Source organism: Brevibacterium senegalense, assembly GCF_000285835.1.
Lineage (GTDB): Bacteria > Actinomycetota > Actinomycetes > Actinomycetales > Brevibacteriaceae > Brevibacterium > Brevibacterium senegalense.
The window spans coordinates 36086-54831 of sequence record NZ_HE978602.1 but is presented as its reverse complement, the minus strand read 5'-3'; the positions used below and the strand labels follow the sequence as shown (position 1 = coordinate 54831).

The window sequence follows — 18746 nt, the reverse complement described above, 5'->3', positions numbered from 1 at the left end:
CGGGCAAACTCGGGATGGGCCTCCGACGCCTTCCCTCGCACTGCCCGCACAGTCCCCGAACGAGTGCGAGGTATCTGTCGTGTCACAAGAGACCGCAGGGTCACAAGAGAACACAGCGCTGAAGAAGAGGCTCAGCCTCTTCACCATCGTCTGCATCTCTGCCGGATCCGTCTTGGGCGGCTGGCTCGCCGAGGCCCCCTACTGGTTCGAGATCACGGGCGCTGGGTCCGCGTTCGTCTTCCCTCTGCTCGCGGTCCTCCTCCTGCCGGTCGCCTTCGCCTTCGCCGAGCAGTCCGCGATGCTCCCGTTCGCGTCCTCCGTGGGCGTCTGGACGGCGAACTCCATGGGCAATGTCATCAGCTGGGCGACGCAGTGGATGTTCTTCCTCGTCCAAGTTGTCGAACCGCCGCTCGTGGCCTTCATCTTCGTCACCGTGCTCGGCTACTTCTTCACTATCGGCCCGGCGATGCAGGCGTTCCTCGCCATCCTCATCATGCTCATCTGGTACGTATTCTCGAACTTCAACATCGAGATCACCGGACGGCTGGCTGTCATCTTCTTCCTCGGGATGACGGCGATCACGCTCGTCGTCGCCGCCTACTACTTCTTCGGCGGCTACTGGAAGTTCGAGAACATCGGCCAGAACGGCGGGTTCTTCCCCCACGGCGGGCAAGGCGTCGTCATCGCCTCCTCGGTCCTCGTCCTCAAGTACATCGGGCTGGAGATACCCCCGACGCTCATCCAGGAGGCGAAGTTCCCGCCGAAGAAGATGGTCATCGCGATGCTCGCAGGACTGTTCGTCCCTGCGGTGATGTACTTCCTCGCGACCATGGCCCTGGGCGGCCTGGCCCCGCACCAGCTCATCGCCCAGCTCGCGATGCCGGGCCCCGAGCTGGTGGAAGAGCTCGGGATGCTCCGCATCTTCGCGATCCTCGACATCATCGCCGGTCTGCTCTTCGCGTTCACCACCCTCATGGGGTTCTGGGTGTCTTCAGCCCGCGTTCTCTACGGGGCCTCGCAGCTCCAGCACCTGCCGCCGATCTTCCAGCGGACGAACCGCTTCGGCCAGCCCTGGGTCGCCAACATCGTCGTGCTGGGCTTCGGCGTCTTCTTCGCGGTGTTCACCGGCTCGAACTGGGTGCAGTACATGTACACCCTCTCCGTCGTCGCGGCGGGAATCGTCTACCTGCTCGTCTGCCTGTCTGCGCTGATCCTCCGCTACCGCAGGCCGGAATGGGATCGGCCATTCACACTGCCGGCGGGAAAGGTCATCTACAGCATCGGCATCATCATCTCGGTCTTCGTCATCGTCGTCGGCGCCTCGGAGCTGCCGGGCGAGGCGATCCTGCCGATCATCGTCTACGTCATCATCGGCGCGCTCATCCCCCTGGCCATGCGCTTCTACCGGCGCAGCGGTCACGCAGACTGGTCACCCATCACGCTGACCCCGGCCGATGCGGACAAGGAGCCCTGATGGCAGACAATCACGACGACAAGGCGGCTCTCGACGAGTACTGGCGCGCCCTGCAGGCCAAGCGTGCTGACGGGCCGGGAGCGTCCGATTCTGGCTCGTTCGACACGACGACACCCATGGCACTGACGTTCGATCCCCAGGGGAGACGATGACACCTCCGGTTCCGCTGGCTCCTCATGCGCTCTCCATCGACGAGGCGGCCGCCCGGATCGAGAACGGTGAGCTCACCTCGCTCGACCTCACTCGGGCCGTTCTGGACGTCTGCGCCCGCCGTGACGACGAGTTGCGCGCGTACATCACCCGTGATGATGAGGTGGCACTCGCCCAGGCGGCCCGGGCGGATAGTGAGATGGCGGCCGGCAGACGCCTCGGCCCGCTCCACGGCATCCCCGTGGGCATCAAGGACAATCTCGATGTCGCAAACATGCGCACGACGTTGGGCTCAGCAGCGCACGCGGACCGGGTGCCCAGCACCACCGCGCCGGCCGTCCAGCGTCTCATCGATGCCGGCGCCGTCGTCATCGGGAAGAACAATCTCCACGAGTTCGCTCTCGGCGTCACCTCGGAGAACCCGCACTTCGGAGACGTGCGGAATCCGCACGACACCTCGCGGATCGCTGGCGGGTCGAGCGGCGGCGGAGCCGCCGCGATCGCGGCGGGCATGGCACTGGGTGCGCTCGGCACCGACACTTCGGGCTCGATCAGGATTCCGGCGTCCTGCTGTGGGGTCACAGGACTCAAGCCCACGTACGGCCTCGTGAGCACAGAAGGCTGCTTCCCGGAAGCGTGGAGCCTTGATCATGTCGGTCCGATGGCCCGAACCGTCAGCGGAGTGCGCCTGCTCCTCGACGCGATTGCGGAGCGTGCGACTGGAGAGACGGCAGACAGCGGCCCGGGGCAGTCGGACGGCGCCCCTCATGGCAGGCGCTTCACCGTCGGCATCAACGACGAATTCTATTTCTCCGGCATCGATCAGAGCGTGCAGTCAGTCGTCGATGCGGCGATGACCTCGATGCGCGCTGACCGCTTCGATTTCGTCGACGTCGAGATCCCGTACATCGGCGACGCCGAGTACGCCTTGACCATCATCGACACTGCAGAGACGACGACGGTCCACCGCCGCGACATCGTGGAGCGGCCGGAGATCTATGGAGATGACGTCCGTTTCCTCATCGAATGCGGTTTTCTCCCCACTGCCGTCGACTATCTCGAAGCCCAGCAGATGCGCAGTGTGCTTCGGAAATCCTTCGCCCGCGTGTTCGACTGCGTCGACGTCCTCATCAGCCCGACCATCCCCATTCCGGTGCCTGAGCTCGGACAGAAGTCCGCGCCGGTCGAGGGCACGCAGGTCGACGTCGTTGAGGCGATGATGCGCCTCGTAGGCCCGGCCAATCTCCTGGGACTGCCGGCGCTGTCCCTGCCGGTGGGCACGATCGGTGATCTGCCGGTGGGACTCCAGATCATCGGCGCGGCGGGGAATGACCGGCTCGTGCTCGACGTGGGCGAGGTGGTCGAACAGGTCGTAGGCTCAGCACCATGAGCGCACCCTCGATGAAGAGTTCAGACCGCCCCGCCGTTGTCTCCGCCTGGTACGACTTCGCCTCGAATCCGGACCGCGAGTCCCTCCGCGGCATGCTCTCCCCGGAAGTGACCTTCCGGTCGCCCGCAGTGCACACGCCGCAGGAAGGACCCCGGATCACGGAGGCCTACCTGTGGGCGGCGCTCCAGGTGCTGGGCCCCACGATCGAGTACGTCCACGAGTGGTTCGACGAGTCCTCGGCGGTCCTCATGTTCAACGCGACGATCGACGGCCGCGATGTGAGCGGCATCGACATCATCTCGTGGGATGAAGAGGGCCGGATCGTCGACTTCACCGTCATGGCGCGCCCCTTCAAGGGCCTCCAAGCGCTCATGACCGCGATGGGTGCGGAGATGGAGAAGCAGAAGAGCTGAACAGCTGCGGTCGGCCTGCGGTCCCGCCCGGTCACGTCATGCCTGCCGCACGTGCTCCCGCAGGTACTGGCCCGTCACGCTGTCCGACTCCTCCGCCACGCGGGCTGGCGTCCCCGTCACGACGATCCGGCCGCCGTCCGCGCCACCACCGGGTCCCATGTCGATGATGTGGTCCGCGTTCGCGATCATGTCGAGGTCGTGCTCGATGACCAGGACGGTCGCGCCCTGGTCCAGCAACCGCTGGAGCACGCGGATGAGGACGCGCACGTCGTCGGGGTGCAGGCCCACGGTCGGCTCGTCGAAGACGAACAGGGATTTAGTCTGCGCCTTGCCCAGCTCGGTCGCGAGCTTGAGCCGCTGAGCCTCGCCGCCGGACAGCGCCGGGGTCGCCTCGCCCAGGGTGAGGTAGCCCAGTCCCACGTCCGCCAGTGACTGCAGACGCGCGGACACCTTCCGCATGTCCGCCACGTGCGGGATCGCATCCGCGACCGTGAGCGCCAGCAGTTCCGGCAGCGAGATGTCGCCCTCCACCGCCGAGGCCCTCCGATGCTCATCCGCCTCCGGCGCGTACCGCCTGCCGTCGCAGTCGGTGCAGGGGATCTCGACGTCCGGCAGGAACTGCACGTCCAGCGTGATCTGCCCGGTGCCCTCGCACCGCGGGCACCGCAGACTGCCGGTGTTGAAGGAGAAGTCGCCCGCGCCCAGCCCGGCCTCCTTCGCCGAGGCCAACCGCGCGAACGCCCTCCGCAGGTCGTCCTGGACCCCGCTGTAGGTGGACACCGTCGACCGCACGTTGATCCCGATGGGTGTCGCGTCCACGACTTCGACCCGTTCGATCCCCTCTGCGCTCACGGTCGACACGTGCTCCGGCATGCTCGCGGTCCCGTTCACCCGTCGCGCACCGCCGCTGGCGCGCAGCGCGGGCACCAGGCTGTCGAGCACCAGCGTGCTCTTGCCGGACCCGGACACTCCGGTCACGACGGTGAGCCTCTCCTTGGGGATCGCGACATCCAGCGCGTGGACGGTGTGGATCGGTGCGGTCCGCAGGCGGATCTCACCGTGGGTGAACATCCCCTCCTCGCCCGAGGCCGTGCGCACCTGCACCTGCCACCGTCCCGTCAGGTGCCCGCCGATCCGCGAGGCAGGGTTCGCGTCGAGCTCCGCCACCGTGCCGGTGGCCACGACCGTGCCGCCGTCGCTGCCGGAGCCGGGACCGATCTCGATGAGGTGGTCTGCTTCCTTCAGCACGAGCGGGTCGTGGTCGACCATGACGACGGAGTTGCCCTCGGCCAGGAGGTCCGCGATGACGCCCTGCAGTCCCACGATGTTCGACGGGTGCAGGCCGATGGACGGCTCGTCCAGGACGTAGAGCACCCCAGTCGTCTCGTTCCGAACCGCCCGCGCCAGCTGGACCCGCTGCAGTTCGCCAGTCGACAGAGTGGACGCGGCGCGGTCCAGGCTCAGGTAGCCCAGCCCCAGGTCCAGCAGTCGCCGGGCGATCCCTCGCAGCGCCTCGATGAGGCTCGCCGCCATCGGGTGCATCTCCACCGGCAGCGTGTCCGGCACTGTGTCCACCCACTCCACGAGGCCGTCGAGCGTCAGCTCGGTCACGTCCACCAGCCCGTCCTCGCCGATGCGCGGTGCGGCAGCCTCCGGCGACAGCCTGGTCCCGCGGCACTCAGGACACACCCGCTCGACGAGGAACCGGCTGACCCGGGCCAGGCGCTTCTCATCCGTCGCCCGCTTGAGCTCCTCCGTCACCGTGAGTCGCGCGTTGCGGAAGGTGAAGTCCAGTTCGTGCACGCCCTTCTTGGACGTGACGCTGATGTGCTTCTTCTCCTCCGGACCATCGAGCACGATCGCCCGCTCCCCATCTGTCAGCTCGCGCCAGGGCACATCGGTGCGGACGCCGAACTCACGGGCGATCTGCGGCTGCACATTGAACCCGAACATCTGCCAGGGGATGACGGTGCCGTCGTCGATGCTCATGCCCTCATCGCGGATGAGCGCGGCATCGTCGACCTCCCGGACCGTCCCGATCCCCTGACACGTGGGGCAGGCGCCGGCGGAGTTGAAGGCGAGCGCTTCCGCACCGGGAGCCTCGAAGGTCACGTCGCAGACTGGGCACGTGAGCGGCTGCTCCTGCGCGACCAGCAGGGTGGGCTCGTGCCGGTGCCCGTTGGGGCACACGTGGGAGGCCAGCCGGGAGAACATGAGGCGGACGACGTTGAGCAGCTCCGTCGATGTGCCGAAGGTCGAGCGCACGCCGGGGACGCCGGGGCGCTGACGCAGGGCGAGCGCGGCGGGCACGTGACGGACGCGGTCGACGTCCGCTCGTGCAGCCTGACTCATCCGCCGCCGGGTGTAGGTCGACAGAGCCTCGATGTAGCGGCGCGATCCCTCTGCGTAGAGCACACCCATCGCCAGGGAGGACTTGCCGGATCCGGAGACGCCGGCGATCGCGACGAGCCGGTCCAGCGGCACATCGACGTCGATGTCGCGCAGATTGTGGACCCGAGCACCCCGCACCTCGATGACCCGCGCGCCGCCCGCACCATTGCTGCCAACATCGCTCACAGATCCACCCGACTGCCCGTCCGATCCGCTCATGCGGCCAGCCTACGACTGGGCCCTGACACAGACCTCACCACATGGGCGAGCCACCTCAGGGCTACCCCGGATGCCAGCCGATCAGTCGGCGAGGAACTCCTCGTTGTCATTGTCGAGTGCGCGCAGTTCCTCGAACGCGGCCCGACGAGCTTCGGCGTTCCGGCGGCGAAGCTCGAGCACGTCTTCCCTCTTGAAGCGGGCGTGAGTTCCCTTCTTCGATGCATCGATCCGTCTCTCACTCACCCACTTCGCGAGCGTCGGACCTGAGATGCCCAGCACGTCCGCAGCTGCTGCGCTTGTCAGCTGTTCGGGCAGTTCTCCGGTGTGGGCACCAGCGTCCATACCGCCACCAACGTCGCCCACAGATTCGTCCGACTGCCCATCCGATCCGCTCATGCGGCCACACTACGACCAGGGACGGACACGACCGCACGCCTTACGGACACGTTCCCATCCCGCGACCTCCCGCCACCCATGCACGCATCGATATATCCACCTATGACAATTCGCGCTGCCGCACAGTTCCATGTGACCCATGACATCCACGCAGGCACCTATGCCGCACACCCCTGACACCCCCGCCCACGCCGCACTCGCCTCCCGCGCGCACGGCACCCCCACCACACCCGCACCTAGCACCTCGCGCGCCCGCCGCGCCGCCTACGCCCCACTGGCTGCCGTCGCCGCCGCGGCCCTCCTGTCAGGGTGCGGGCAGGGGGCTGGGGAGGCGACCGGGGCCTCGGGAGCGGATGAGGCGACCACAGCGGCCGTCGACCCGTCCGACCGCGAGACCCACGAGGCCGCCGGCGCCAACCCGCGCGTGGCCGTCACGTACGACGGCGGGGTGCTGGTCCTCGACGCGCTCACGGGCGAGCAGCTGGCCGACCTCCCCACGGAGGGCTTCACGCGGCTCAACCAGGGCGGTGACAACCGGCACCTGTTCCTCACGGAGGGCGACTCGTTCCGGCTGCTGGACGCGGGCACGTGGTCGGAGCCGCACGGCGACCACAACCACTCGTACACGACGGATCCGGTGCTGAGCGACCAGCGGATCGAGGGCAGCCACCCCGGCCACCTCGTCGTCCACGACGGGACCGCGGCGGCGTTCTTCGACGGTGACGGGATCGTGAAGTCCTTCGACCCCACGACCCTGGACGCGACGGCTGCGATCAGCACGGACGACCTCACCCTGCCGGACGCCCACCACGGGGTCGCGGTCCCCCGCGAGGACGGCAGCGTCGTCCTGACGGAGGGCACCGAGGACTCCCGCAGCACCGTCCTCATCCAGGACGCGGACGGCGAGGAGATCGCCCGCACGGACGACTGCCCCGGCGTCCACGGGGAGGCCGTCGCCGCCGACGGGGTCATCACCCTGGGCTGCGAGAACGGCATCGTCATCGTCGATGGCGACTCGATCGAGCACATCGCCGCGGACGTCGACTACGCGCGGATCGGGAATCAGGCGGGCTCGGACGCGTCGCCCGTCGTGCTGGGCGACTACAAGACGGACCCGGACGCGGAGCAGGAGAACCCCACGCAGGTGAGTCTGACGGACACGGCCTCGGGCGAGATCCAGGTCGTGGACCTGCCGGCCAGCTACGCGTTCCGCTCACTGGGCCGCGGCCCCGACGGCGAGGCGATGGTCCTGGGCGACGACGGGACGCTGCGGGTCATCGATCCGGACTCGGGCGACATCACCGCCGAGGTCCCGGTCACCGAGGCCTGGGACGAGCCCGCCGACTGGCAGCAGCCCATGCCCAGCCTCACCGTCAGCGATGACCTCGCCTTCGTGTCGGACCCCGAGGCGCAGCGGATCAGCATCGTCGACCTCACGAAGACGGAGGACGGCGCCGAGGCCGTGGTCACCTCGTACGAGCTGCCGCAGGTTCCGAACGAGGTCGCCGTGGCGAGCGGCGCGGTCGCCGAGGGAGCGGCCGAGCACGGCGAGGACAACGGTCATGAGGGGCATGACCACTGAAGTGAGCAGCACGACCTGACCGCACCGGTCAGCACAACGGCCCGGCTGGGAGCGACTATCGCTCCCAGCCGGGCCGTTGCCGCGCCGCCTTCGTCAGGCGACGTCAGCGGTGCGTCAGACCGCGACGACCTCGACCGGGATGTTCCCGCGGGTGGCCTTCGAGTACGGGCACAGTTCGTGCGTGCGGTCGACGACCTTCTGCGCCTGGTCCTTGTCGATGCCGGGGATGTTCACGGAGAGCTTGACGCTCAGGCCGAAGCTCTCGCCCTCCTTGCCGATCCCCACCTCCGCGGTGACGACGGACTTCGAGGTGTCGACGCCCAGCTCCTTGCCGGCCAGGCCCAAAGCGCCCTGGAAGCAGGCGCCGTAGCCCACGGCGAAGAGCTGCTCCGGGTTGGTGCCCTCACCGGATCCGCCCATCTCCTTGGGGGTCTGGAGTGCGACCTCGAGCTTCCCGTCGTCGGTGGCGCCGCGGCCGTCACGACCGCCGGTGACCTCTGCGCGTGCCGTGTAGGCGATGGATTCCGGAGTGTTCATCGTGTGCTCCTCCTCGTGACTCAAGGGAGTCGTCCTCGTGGCCCGAGTACCGGGCCACTCACCCTCGACCCTTCCTCACTCACCGCTGACTGTCCAGGGGTCTCAGTCACCTCTGAGGTCCGCGAACCCCTGCCATCCTGTGCCGGACCGCCGTATGCTCGAAGGACGGGACGGACCGGGAGGCTCACATGTTCGGGGCGATCGTCGGCGCGATGCTCATCGTCTACGCCGTGCTGGCCGTCGCGATGGTCATCATGCTGCCGCTGACGATCATCGCGCGGATGCGGCGCGAACTCGCGGGCGAGGTCCCGATCCTGGACGAGCTGGAGGACGACCTCGCCCGCTCCCGTGCGGAGGACCTCGAGGAGAAGCGGCAGCTCACGCTGGTGAGGCTACAGACCACCGCCGAGGCCGCAGCTCGCTCCCACGACCAGGTCCTGGAGGACTGGGTCACCCACCTGCAGGACGAGCAGATGACAGCGTCACCCGTGGGTGCGACGAACGCAGAGGTGCCCGGGGGCGGCGACCCTGCCGTGCAGAAGCGGCTGCTCGACGCCCTGGACGCGGCGCAGTCCGACCGGGTGGATCCGGTGGACCCGGGCCTCGACCACTACGCGGTGGGGCTGTATGCCACACGCGTCCGCGAGCTGGAGGCCGCCTGGACCGCGTACCGGCGTGCGGAGGGCCGGTGAGACCAGCTCCGCGCCGACCTCCGCACCTGCGTCACGCCGGCCCCCGCCCGCGTACTCTCGTCAGATCATCGACTGCGCGAAATCGACCGGCAGCAGCGTCCGCACGCGCTCCGGCTGCACCTCGTGCAGCGAGCGCTCGTCGGCCAATCGGCTGATCTGGTGCCTCTTCGCGGCGGAGAACAGGCTCCGTACGTCACGAGCATTGCCGAAGCCCGGCCTGTCGCGCTTCTCCGCCAGCAGACGGCGGGCCTCCGCCAGGGCCTCGGGTCCCACGGTGCGTCCGTCCGCCTGGGCGAAGCGGATGAGGACGTCAATCAGCTCGTCGTCCGAGTAGTCGGGGAAGTCGAAGCGGATGGGGAAGCGGGAGGCCAGGCCGCTGTTGGAGGCGAGGAAGTCGTCCATCTCCTCCCCGTACCCCGCGGCGATGACGACCAGGTCGTCCCGGTAGTCCTCCATGAAGGTGATGAGCTTCGAGATCGCCTCCTGGCCGAAGTCGTTCTCATAGCCGGTGGCCAGACTGTACGCCTCGTCGATGAAGAGGACTCCCCCGATCGCTGATTCGAGCTTGGCCTCCGTCTTAAGCGCCGTCTGCCCGATGTAGCCCGCGACCAGGTCGGAGCGGTGGACCTCGACCAGGTGGCCCTGGGACAGGAGACCCAGCCCGTGGTAGATCCGGGCGAGAATCCGTGCGACCTCAGTCTTGCCCGTGCCGGGGTTCCCCAGGAACAGCATGTGCCGAGCGTCGTCATTGGTGCGGACGCCGGCCTCGCGCAGCAGATCCTCCATCTGCACCTCGTTCACGAGCCCCGCGACCTCGCGCTTGATGGGATCGAGCCCGACCAGGCGGCTGAGGTCCTGCTCCGCAGTCCGGAAGATGCGACGGCGCTGCTCGTCGTCGTGGCGGTCCTCGCGGATGTCCGCGACCGTCAGAGTGCGCACCTCCTCATCAGTGAGGTCGTCCAGGCGACCGCTCAAGCGCATGCCCTGGCGCTCGACCGTCGCCTCGAAGAGCCGGCGCATCTCGCGGGCGTTGCCGTAGCGGGGCGTCCGCTTCCGCGGCAGATGCGATCGCACCTCCTTCTCCACGCCGTCCGCCAGGTCGAAGCGGGCGTCGCGCACCATCCCGTGGAAGATCTGGACGAGCTCGTCATCGGAGAAGTCATCGAAGGAGACCCGGTTGCCGAAGCGCGATTCCAGTCCCGGGTTCGCGCGCAGGAGCGACTGCATCTGCTCGCGGTATCCCGCGGCGATGACGAGGACGTCGTCACGGTGGGTCTCCATGAGCGTCATGAGCTCGTCGACCGCCTCCTTGCCGTAGTCGCTGCGGCCATCGACGTTGAGCGTGTAGGCCTCGTCGATGAACAGCACCCCGCCCATGGCCTTGGCGAACTGCTTGCGGACCTTGGGCGCAGTCTCGCCGATGCCCTCACCCACGAGGTCGGCACGGGACACCTCCGTGAGCTTTCCGGTCCGCAGGACCCCGCGCTCGCGGTAGATCTCGCCGATGAGGCGGGCGACCTCCGTCTTGCCCGTGCCCGGGTTGCCCAGGAACAGCAGATGCCGGGCCGGCGGCTTGAGGGTGATGCCCGCGTCCCGCCGCCGCTGGGCGAGCTCCGCGCCGCGCAGCGCCCGCCGCACCGTGGACTTCACGCCGCTCAGCCCGACCATGCGATCGAGCCGTGCCCACGGATCGTCCGCGGGCGCGCCTTCTGGGACGGCTCCGGCCGAGGGGTCGTCGGCCACCCCCGTTTCCCGCGCCCTAGGCCGTTCTCCCGGTCCCGTCTCCTCCTGTCCAGCGCTCTCTCTCCGCTGCATATGACAGATGTCGGTCAAGTCGTTCGCGAAGCCCTCGAGGTCGATGAGGGCAGGGGGAGTGTCCTGGCAGACCGCTAGGAGTCGGAAAGCGGACACCGCCCACTGATGTGCCGCACCCGCTTCACCCGCGCGGACGGCACGGGCAAGTGCGTTCGAGATCGTGTGAGCTTCCACATCCGAGGCCTCTCCTGCGGCGACCCGCTCCCGCACCAGCATGAAGGTCTGCCCGCCCAGCGCTGTCCGCAGGACCGCGGGCACAGACGTACCGGCCTGCACAAGTTCTGCAACCAGCAAGTCGTCGAAGGAGGGCACAGCGCAGTCGATGGCGCTGAGCCGTCCGGCGGATGAAGCCAGCTGCCGCGCCAACGTCTCCAGGGCGGAATCCGGCCCGCTCAGCCACGGGAGGGTCTGCGCGCCGGCTTCGCCCAGAGCGTCTGCGAACATCTCCGCCAACTGATCATCGGCTGCCGTCTCCAGACGTCCTGCCGGGATGGTGTCGGTCACCGACCGGACAACACGGACGGCATCTGCTGCGGCAGCAGACAGCGGCGGGATCTCCGCGACGACCTCCAGAACATCACCCAGGATCCGGGCTGTCGTCGTGATGTCGTAGTTCTCCCGCAGCAGCTGCCAAGCGAACACCAACCAGCTGAACCCCGATGGCCACACGAGGCAGTACAGGAGTCCGCGGGAGGAGGCTCCTTCCGCTTTGAAGTCCGCAAGCAGATCGTTCTGCGCACTGTGATCGCGGATGAGCACCGGACCGTGAAGGGATTCGAGGATGAAGACCGTGAGACGGACCAGCGGGGGCACGGTGTCGACGTAGCCCGGCAGAACGCTGTCCGCATCCACACAGTGGGCATACTCGTGAGTGGCCAGCGCCACGATCCGACTGCGGATCCCGGCGAGCTCGTCCGCACCGACAACCCAAGGTGCGCTCGTGTCCCACCCGCCCAGATAGGGAAGCCCCGAAGTCATGACCTCGATGTCCCTGTCCGTCAGAGATGCTGCGGGTGGTGTCCGGTCTGCCATGTGAGTCTCCTCGTAGGGGATGTCGTCGCGAAGTGCGGACCACGGAGCGGGAGTCCGCGGTCATCCTATGGAACGCCCTGCGAACGTGGGGGTGCGTGTCATGCCGTCGGAGGGCGTGCGTGTGTCGCCCGGACGAGATGCCGCGTCACTCCTGCAGCGTGTAGATCTCGGCATTCCACGAGCTGTCGTCCGATTCGAAGAGCAGAGTCCCGTCGAATCGATCGGTGTTCGCGAAGATCTCGTAGGAGAGCGAATCGACAGAGACGCTGAGAACATCGTCATCGACCGACCACGTCCCGGCCCCCGTCTCCAGGCCCGTGCGCTTCTGTTGGGAGTACAGGGCTGATCCGTCGTCCTTGAGGACCAGCATCGTGGTGCCCGCGCTGCCGGTGTACGTCCCCTCGACACGGGGGCTTCCGCCGCAGGCGGTGAGGCCCAGCGCCAGTGCGAGTGCGGTGAGCACGACTGCGACGGTGCGGAACGCCTTCATGTGGCGCAGGGAGTGTGCTGTGGAGTTCATCGGTGGACCTCGTCTGCTCGGAAGCTGTCGTTCCGGGCCATCGTGACAAGGTGCATCGTCGCTGATCAACGACGGTAACTGGTGAATCGAGCGGGCGCTGCGGTGCGCCCCGAGTCGAGTTCATCCAGTGCTGATGTATCGAACTCGCCCCAACCCTATCAGGTGCTCATAATCCGTTGACTCATAGTCATCATCCTGCGAGGCTCGGGAGCATGGAGAGCAGTGAGCATCGCATCCGCTTCGGCCTGCGAGTGCGCGAGCTGAGGATGCATCCGCGGCGCGCGACCGGAAAGAAGCCCCGCTCGCAGGAGCGCTTCGCGGACGACATCGGGATGGATCGGACCTACATCGGTGGGATCGAGCGCGGCCGTCGGAATCCCACGCTGGACGTGATCGTGCGCCTGGCGGAGGGCCTGGGAGTACCGCCGGCAGAGCTCCTGCGCACCGACGGTCGGCCTCGGCAGTCGCCCCGAGGCGACGCCAGACGCTGAGAAGGCCCATCCGGGCCGCGGTTCAGCGCGTACCGTCCCAGGCGAGGCGAGCCTCGCGCCGCGGGTCGATGACCGTCTCGGTAGCCGTGTCGAAGCGCTGCACCGAGCGCTGATCGGGCGTGTACGCCTCCCACCCCGGAGCCTCGCCGTGGATGAAGGAGACCCACGCTCCGTGCATCGTGTCCGCGAGATCCTGCGGCGCGTCCGGACCGGTCAGTCGCTCGGCGCCCGGGGTACCCAGCGTGTTGAAGAAGAACGGGATGTCGACGGAGTGCGCGGCACCCAGCGCGCCGTCGATCGCGCGGGACTTCCACGCGAACTCATACATGTGCGTGGGCGGGCCGCCTGCCTCATGCTGCGCCTCGGCCAGCCGGATGGCGGGTATGCGGAACATCCAGTCGGTCTGGAGCGCGGACAGCGTTGCTCCCGGGGTCGGATCCTGCTCGTCCTGATAGAGATCGCGGACGCTCGCATCGGCGGGGAGCCCGTACGACTGCGCGACACGGTCGAGCACGCCGTCCTCGATGCGGTCGATCGCACCACCGGGAGCCAGGAACAGTCGGTTCTCCTCCGTCGTCGTCCCCACGAGGAGTCGCACCGATGAGGCACTCCCCTGCCGAATTGCGTCGAGTGGCGCCTGCGGCAGCACGCTCCCATCGATCGACGGACTGAACGGCATGCCGTTCAGCAGCACCTCGCGGACAGACGCCGGGTCCGAAGTTGATCGGAGTCGTGCGTCGAGGGCTTCCTCGGCCGCGAGCAGGTCGTCGACGGCGACAGCACTGAATGCCTCGCGGTCCAGCTCCACTCCCACAATGTCAGCCAGAGTCGTCGACACGGCACGCGCAGTGGTTCGCGACAGCGCGTGATGGGCGGCGCCGCTCTCCAGGATCGCGGCCTCGAACAGCCCTGTGGCCAGCGGGCTGCCCAGCAGAGCGCCGATACTCATGGCACCCGCAGACTGTCCGGCGACCGTGACACGCGAGGGATCACCGCCGAATGCCGAGATGTTCTCCTGCACCCACGCAAGAGCTGCGATCTGATCGCGGATACCGATGTTGGCGGTCTCGTCTCCCACGTCCAGGAAGCCGAGCGCACCCACGCGATAGTTGATGGTCACGCAGACGACGCCGTTGCGAGCGAACGAGGTGCCGTCGTAGGTCGGGATGGATCCCGAGCCCCGTACGAACGCGCCGCCGTGGATCCACACGAGCACCGGCGCGCTGCCGGCAACGTCCGGCGTCCACACGTTGAGGTTGAGCTGTTCGTCGCCGGCGATACGAGCGTCTCCAAAGATGGCGTCGAGCGGAGCTCGGTAGGGATTCTGCGTGACGGTGGCCCCGTACGCGGTCGCGTCTCGCTCACCCTGCCACGGCTGAGGCAGCTGAGCTGGGAGGAACCGGTTGGCCGCCGACAGCGGAGCGGCGTATGGAACGCCCCGGAAGGTCGTCACCCCGTCGGCCTTCGAACCTCGGAGCGATCCGTAGTTCGTTGTCAGGGTTTCGTTCATGAGATCTCCTTCGACCAGTGCATACGTTGGCGATTGAACGTGCCGCGAGTACACGGCAGCCGCTCCAACTCTGACGCTACAGAACTCCGGGTCGAATGGAGAGCCAACGACTACCGACTCCGTCCACACACTGCAGCGCACATGACCGAGGCACAGTCGCCGGGAGGTAAGCAGACCGGATGACCGCAGCACGCGGCGGCGATCTCGCGCCTCACGGGCGCGAAATCGCGTAGCACTGAGACGTCACCATATGTGTCCCCAGCACTCGATATGCTCGCAAGAGGTCGTACCGGTCTAGGCAGGAGCTCTTCGCATGAAGAAGGAAATCAACGTCGTCGGCGCCGTTGTCGTAGATAACGGCAAGGTCCTCTCTGCGCAGCGCAGCCAATCAATGTCTCTACCGGGAATGTGGGAGTTCCCAGGGGGGAAGATCGAGCAGGGTGAGACCCCTCGAGACGCTCTCGTTCGGGAGATGCAGGAAGAACTGCAGTGCACTGTAGAGATCGGCGACGAGGTCGCTTCCACTCGCCACGAGTACGACTTCGGGTTCGTCACGCTCACGACCTTCTACTCGCGACTTATCGACGGCGCTCCTCGCTTGACCGAGCACTCTGAGATCCGCTGGATTGATGCCTCAGAGCTGGACACGGTGGAGTGGGCCCCAGCCGATGTACCCGCGGTCCATCGAGTGATGCGTGATCTTGCGCCCGCTGGGGACACCGAGCCGTGACCTCTATCCCGTCAGACATCCGAAACGACACCGCTTTCGGCTTCCTCGACCGGACACGAAACTGCGACAAACTCTTCAACCCTGTGCTGATCTCGAACTTCGAGAGCAACACCATGCACAAGGCAATCCTCGAAGAGCTTCGCCGGTCGACTGGCTTCGTCTTTTCCGTAGCGTTCGTCAGCTCAGACGCTATCGCCTCACTCAAGCAGCCGTTCATCGACTTTGAGGGCACGGGGAGGATCATCACTTCGACCTACTTGGGTTTCAACTCTCCAGAGACATTCCGCGAGTTGCTCAACCTTCGCGACATCGGCATCGAGGTGTTCGTCTACGAAGATGACCGACGCGGGTTCCACCCAAAGGGTTTCATTTTTCAGCAGGACTACGGGACAACAGCGATTGTCGGCAGCTCGAACTTCACGTCGCGCGCTCTCCGCCGAAACCACGAGTGGAACCTCCGGTTCTCGGCCCTCCCTGGTGGCGACATTGTCGAGCAGCTCGCAACAGCAGTCGATGCACAGCTCGCATCCTCCACGCCACTGACCGCTGACTGGATTCAGACGTATGAAGCTCGCTATGTCCCACCGCAGTCACCAGCCGCGGTAGAGACCATCGCCGTGCAGTTGCGTGATGATCGCACGCCCATCACGCCCAACGCGATGCAAGCCGAAGCGTTGGAAGAGATCGCGAAGGTCCGAGACGCAGGAGAGAACCGGGCACTCGTTGTATCTGCCACCGGCACCGGTAAAACGATCCTCGCAGCGCTGGATGTCAAAGCGGCGAACCCGCAGCGCATGCTGTTCGTTGTCCACCGCGAACAAATCCTTGATCGCGCGATCGCCGAGTTCACGAGGGTTCTAAACCTCTCGCCAGACAAGATCGGCAAGTTCGTGGGTTCCCGACGAGAAATCGATCGCCGATATGTGTTCGCGACGGTGCAATCGCTAGGAACGAGAGCGACGCTCGAGGCCATTCCTACCGACCACTTCGACTACGTGTTGATCGACGAAGTCCACCGCGCCGGCGCCACACTGCACCAGAACATCCTGGAGCACTTCACGCCAGACTTCACTCTGGGCATCACTGCGACGCCAGAGCGCACCGATGGGTTCAACGTCTACAGCCTGTTCGACTACAACGTGCCGTATGAGATCCGCCTGCAGAAGGCACTCGAAGAAGACATGCTCGCTCCGTTCCACTACTACGGAGTCACCGACTTCGAGGTCGACGGAGAGGCCATCAGCGACTTCAGTAGCTTCAGTGCCCTCGTCGCGCCTCAGAGAGTCACACACCTCGTGGAGGCCATCGAGAGGTATGGCCACGCCGGTCAATCCGTGCGTGGGCTCATGTTCTGCAGCCGAAAAGACGAAGCTCGCGAACTGTCAGAGCTGCTCAATCAGCGAACAGTCCACGGGAAGACGCTTCGGACACGGGCACTCACGGGAGATGACCCCGTCCCCGTTCGAGAGAACGTCGTCCAGCAGCTTGAGGCCGGGGAGCTTGACTACATCATCACCGTTGACGTCTTCAACGAGGGAATAGACATTCGAACAGTCAACCAAGTGGTCATGCTGCGACAGACGCAATCGAGCATCGTCTTCACACAGCAGCTGGGGCGCGGACTGAGGAAAGCGGCCGGCAAGAGCCACCTGATCGTCATCGACTTCATTGGCAACTACGAAAACAACTTCCTCGTGCCTATCGCGCTCTTCGGTGACAGCAGTCTCAACAAAGATTCACTTCGCAAGCACATGATTGAAGCTCAAGAAGTTGGCGCAGTCTCCGGACTCTCCAGTATCAGCTTCGATGCGATATCCAAGGAACGCATTTTCGAGTCGATCGCGTCCACCAAGCTCGACAGCATCAAGAATCTCAAGAAGTCCTTCACTGACCTACACGCAAGGCTGGGACGAGCACCCAAACTGATCGACTACGCGCGGTTCGATGTTGCAGATCCCGTCGTTGTAGCCAGTACGCGCGACAACTACTGGAAGCTACTCAAAACGTTTCGTGCGGTCGACGGCTCTCCGACTGCCCGCCAAAGCGAGATTCTCAACTTCGTTACCCTCGAGTTCTTGAACGGCAAGCGCGCACATGAGCTTCTTCTCTTGCAGGAGCTTCTCCGTACTCGGTCACCGCTGACGGTCGACTCGTTCAGGCGCCTCCTCGAGCGCGCCTCCGTCCGCTCAGATCCCGACACGCTCGACTCCCTACGCCGGATCTTCAATCTTTCCTTCTTCACGGAGGGAGATCAGAAGAAGTACGGCCAACCAATCGTGAGTTGGGACAGCACGACCATCGCCCTAACTGACGAGTACTTGAAACAACTCTCCTCGTCGCCCGAGCTCGCTGACCATGTACACGATGTCATTGAGACGGGCCTATACGTCTCACGCCATCGCTACCAGTGGGACACCCCCCTTGAGGTGGGGCAAAAGTACTCCCGCAAGGACGTATGTCGCCTCCTCAACTGGAAGAGCGACCAAAAGGGCACCATGTACGGCTACAAGGTCGACGAATTCTCCAAAACATGCCCGATCTTTGTGACGTATCACAAGGACGAAGACGTTTCAGCGAGTACGTCCTACGAGGACAAGTTCACCAACGAGACAACCCTTCGCTGGTTCACGCGTAGTAAGCGCACGCTGCAGAGCAAGGAAGTACAAGCGATCACGAGCAACAGCATCCCGCTGTACCTATTTGCCAAGAAAGACGACGCCGAAGGAACCGACTTCTACTACCTCGGTGTCGCAGCCTCGTCTGACCCCGTTCAGACTGAAATGCCAGGCGACAACGGGCAGAGCCTTAATGTCGTCACTATGGATCTCAACCTCGAGTCGGCAATAGACCCTGCCATGTATGACTACCTCACGACAGGACCTGTCGTGCAGGACGCCCCGGCTACAGACTTTTATCCCGCGAACCAGACCAGCAATGAACTCGAGACCATACAGCTCGGAGACGAGAAGACGTCATGACGCGATAGTGCACCCTCGCCCCCTTGGGCATGCCCCGAAGGACCGAACGGGCCGGTGCTCCTCCCCCAGCTGAACTGCTCGTCGCACATCAAGTCGCCCGTCACCACGAAGGTGACGGGCGACTTGCGCATCCTCACGCGCTACCTCGCCACTCGATTGACGGCTCTTCCGCGATCAGATGAGCATCTCAGCGATCAGTCGGGCACTCGGGTTGGGGTGGGATCTCGTCAACCAGCTGGCGACCACTGCTGCGAAGTCTCTGGTGTACGCGGACCCCATGTATCTGGCAGGAGTCCGTGTCCTGGGCATCGATGAGCACTGCTGGAAGCACGTGCGCGGACAAGGAGACGATTCCTTCGCGACGATCTTCGTGGACCTGACTCCACTCATCGACGGGACTGGTCGAGCACGTCTGCTGGACGTGGA

At 65.8% G+C, this 18746-nt stretch carries 15 protein-coding genes and 1 pseudogene; 10 read left to right on the top strand and 6 right to left on the bottom strand.

Going from position 1 to position 18746, the window contains the following annotated elements; translation table 11 throughout:
• Positions 1–79: 79 nt before the first annotated feature.
• The 4 genes from HGBR_RS06125 to HGBR_RS06110 are packed head-to-tail and all read left to right on the top strand — an operon-like array spanning position 80 to position 3427.
• Positions 80–1474 carry an APC family permease gene (locus tag HGBR_RS06125; protein WP_019158452.1) on the top strand — a complete coding sequence of 465 codons (1395 nt, stop codon included), beginning with the start codon at positions 80–82 and terminating at the stop codon, positions 1472–1474.
• The gene (locus HGBR_RS19835; protein WP_019158451.1) at positions 1474–1626 is read left to right on the top strand and encodes a hypothetical protein; all 153 of its coding nucleotides are present in this window, start codon (positions 1474–1476) and stop codon (positions 1624–1626) included. The genes HGBR_RS06125 and HGBR_RS19835 overlap by 1 nt, the downstream gene beginning before the upstream one ends.
• On the top strand, positions 1623–3014 hold the full coding sequence (locus tag HGBR_RS06115; RefSeq protein ID WP_019158450.1) for an amidase: 1392 nt from the start codon (positions 1623–1625) through the stop codon (positions 3012–3014). The genes HGBR_RS19835 and HGBR_RS06115 overlap by 4 nt, the downstream gene beginning before the upstream one ends.
• A complete protein-coding gene (locus HGBR_RS06110) occupies positions 3011–3427 on the top strand; it encodes a nuclear transport factor 2 family protein (protein WP_218915948.1) in 417 nt (138 codons plus the stop codon). Before HGBR_RS06115 ends, HGBR_RS06110 begins: the two co-directional genes overlap by 4 nt.
• Positions 3428–3463: 36 nt before the next feature.
• Here HGBR_RS06110 and HGBR_RS06105 read toward each other — a convergent pair whose 3' ends face one another.
• Together HGBR_RS06105 and HGBR_RS16680 are read right to left on the bottom strand one after the other, a co-directional pair.
• Positions 3464–6037: an excinuclease ABC subunit UvrA gene (locus HGBR_RS06105; protein ID WP_083882763.1), complete on the bottom strand. Its 2574-nt coding sequence runs from the start codon at positions 6035–6037 to the stop codon at positions 3464–3466.
• 81 nt (positions 6038–6118) lie between these two features.
• Positions 6119–6433 carry a helix-turn-helix domain-containing protein gene (locus HGBR_RS16680; protein ID WP_083882762.1) on the bottom strand — a complete coding sequence of 105 codons (315 nt, stop codon included), beginning with the start codon at positions 6431–6433 and terminating at the stop codon, positions 6119–6121.
• Between the two features lie 139 nt (positions 6434–6572).
• Between HGBR_RS16680 and HGBR_RS06095 the strand changes: the two genes are divergently transcribed.
• A complete protein-coding gene (locus HGBR_RS06095) occupies positions 6573–8015 on the top strand; it encodes a hypothetical protein (protein ID WP_245533277.1) in 1443 nt (480 codons plus the stop codon).
• 114 nt (positions 8016–8129) lie between these two features.
• On the opposite strand, the gene HGBR_RS06090 is transcribed toward HGBR_RS06095, so the two are convergent.
• Positions 8130–8552: an organic hydroperoxide resistance protein gene (locus tag HGBR_RS06090; RefSeq protein WP_019158445.1), complete on the bottom strand. Its 423-nt coding sequence runs from the start codon at positions 8550–8552 to the stop codon at positions 8130–8132.
• Positions 8553–8740: 188 nt separating this feature from the next.
• Here HGBR_RS06090 and HGBR_RS06085 point away from each other — a divergent pair, with 188 nt between their 5' ends.
• Positions 8741–9244 carry a hypothetical protein gene (locus tag HGBR_RS06085; RefSeq protein ID WP_019158444.1) on the top strand — a complete coding sequence of 168 codons (504 nt, stop codon included), beginning with the start codon at positions 8741–8743 and terminating at the stop codon, positions 9242–9244.
• Positions 9245–9304: 60 nt separating this feature from the next.
• On the opposite strand, the gene HGBR_RS18720 is transcribed toward HGBR_RS06085, so the two are convergent.
• Both HGBR_RS18720 and HGBR_RS06075 read right to left on the bottom strand, forming a co-directional pair.
• Positions 9305–12091, bottom strand: a complete 2787-nt coding sequence (locus HGBR_RS18720; RefSeq protein ID WP_051013338.1) for an AAA family ATPase — start codon at positions 12089–12091, stop codon at positions 9305–9307.
• 145 nt (positions 12092–12236) lie between these two features.
• A complete protein-coding gene (locus HGBR_RS06075) occupies positions 12237–12611 on the bottom strand; it encodes a hypothetical protein (RefSeq protein WP_019158443.1) in 375 nt (124 codons plus the stop codon).
• A 212-nt stretch (positions 12612–12823) separates the two neighbouring features.
• Here HGBR_RS06075 and HGBR_RS16670 point away from each other — a divergent pair, with 212 nt between their 5' ends.
• Complete coding sequence (locus HGBR_RS16670) at positions 12824–13102, top strand: helix-turn-helix domain-containing protein (protein WP_019158442.1); 279 nt, start codon at positions 12824–12826, stop codon at positions 13100–13102.
• Between the two features lie 22 nt (positions 13103–13124).
• Here HGBR_RS16670 and HGBR_RS06065 read toward each other — a convergent pair whose 3' ends face one another.
• Entirely contained in the window at positions 13125–14612 is a 1488-nt protein-coding gene (locus HGBR_RS06065) for a carboxylesterase/lipase family protein (protein WP_019158441.1), read from the bottom strand.
• 313 nt (positions 14613–14925) lie between these two features.
• On the opposite strand from HGBR_RS06065, the gene HGBR_RS06060 reads away from it, so the two are divergent.
• The 3 genes and pseudogenes from HGBR_RS06060 to HGBR_RS21140 form a co-directional block, all read left to right on the top strand.
• Entirely contained in the window at positions 14926–15342 is a 417-nt protein-coding gene (locus HGBR_RS06060) for a (deoxy)nucleoside triphosphate pyrophosphohydrolase (RefSeq protein WP_019158440.1), read from the top strand.
• Positions 15339–18320 carry a DUF3427 domain-containing protein gene (locus HGBR_RS06055; RefSeq protein WP_019158439.1) on the top strand — a complete coding sequence of 994 codons (2982 nt, stop codon included), beginning with the start codon at positions 15339–15341 and terminating at the stop codon, positions 18318–18320. The genes HGBR_RS06060 and HGBR_RS06055 overlap by 4 nt, the downstream gene beginning before the upstream one ends.
• Positions 18321–18498: 178 nt before the next feature.
• Positions 18499–18746, top strand: a pseudogene (locus tag HGBR_RS21140) (ISL3 family transposase); the annotation flags it as partial.

Excerpts from the sequence above, each read along its gene's own strand:
- HGBR_RS06110 (WP_218915948.1), top strand. The coding sequence starts at position 3,011 with ATGAGCGCACCCTCGATGAAGAGTTCAGACCGCCCCGCCGTTGTCTCC.
- HGBR_RS06095 (WP_245533277.1), top strand. The coding sequence starts at position 6,573 with ATGACATCCACGCAGGCACCTATGCCGCACACCCCTGACACCCCCGCC.
- HGBR_RS06085 (WP_019158444.1), top strand. The coding sequence starts at position 8,741 with ATGTTCGGGGCGATCGTCGGCGCGATGCTCATCGTCTACGCCGTGCTG.
- HGBR_RS06060 (WP_019158440.1), top strand. The coding sequence starts at position 14,926 with ATGAAGAAGGAAATCAACGTCGTCGGCGCCGTTGTCGTAGATAACGGC.
- HGBR_RS06090 (WP_019158445.1), bottom strand. The coding sequence starts at position 8,552 with ATGAACACTCCGGAATCCATCGCCTACACGGCACGCGCAGAGGTCACC.
- HGBR_RS06105 (WP_083882763.1), bottom strand. The coding sequence starts at position 6,037 with ATGAGCGGATCGGACGGGCAGTCGGGTGGATCTGTGAGCGATGTTGGC.
- HGBR_RS06115 (WP_019158450.1), top strand. The coding sequence starts at position 1,623 with ATGACACCTCCGGTTCCGCTGGCTCCTCATGCGCTCTCCATCGACGAG.
- HGBR_RS16670 (WP_019158442.1), top strand. The coding sequence starts at position 12,824 with ATGGAGAGCAGTGAGCATCGCATCCGCTTCGGCCTGCGAGTGCGCGAG.
- HGBR_RS19835 (WP_019158451.1), top strand. The coding sequence starts at position 1,474 with ATGGCAGACAATCACGACGACAAGGCGGCTCTCGACGAGTACTGGCGC.
- HGBR_RS06065 (WP_019158441.1), bottom strand. The coding sequence starts at position 14,612 with ATGAACGAAACCCTGACAACGAACTACGGATCGCTCCGAGGTTCGAAG.
- HGBR_RS18720 (WP_051013338.1), bottom strand. The coding sequence starts at position 12,091 with ATGGCAGACCGGACACCACCCGCAGCATCTCTGACGGACAGGGACATC.
- HGBR_RS06075 (WP_019158443.1), bottom strand. The coding sequence starts at position 12,611 with ATGAACTCCACAGCACACTCCCTGCGCCACATGAAGGCGTTCCGCACC.
- HGBR_RS16680 (WP_083882762.1), bottom strand. The coding sequence starts at position 6,433 with ATGAGCGGATCGGATGGGCAGTCGGACGAATCTGTGGGCGACGTTGGT.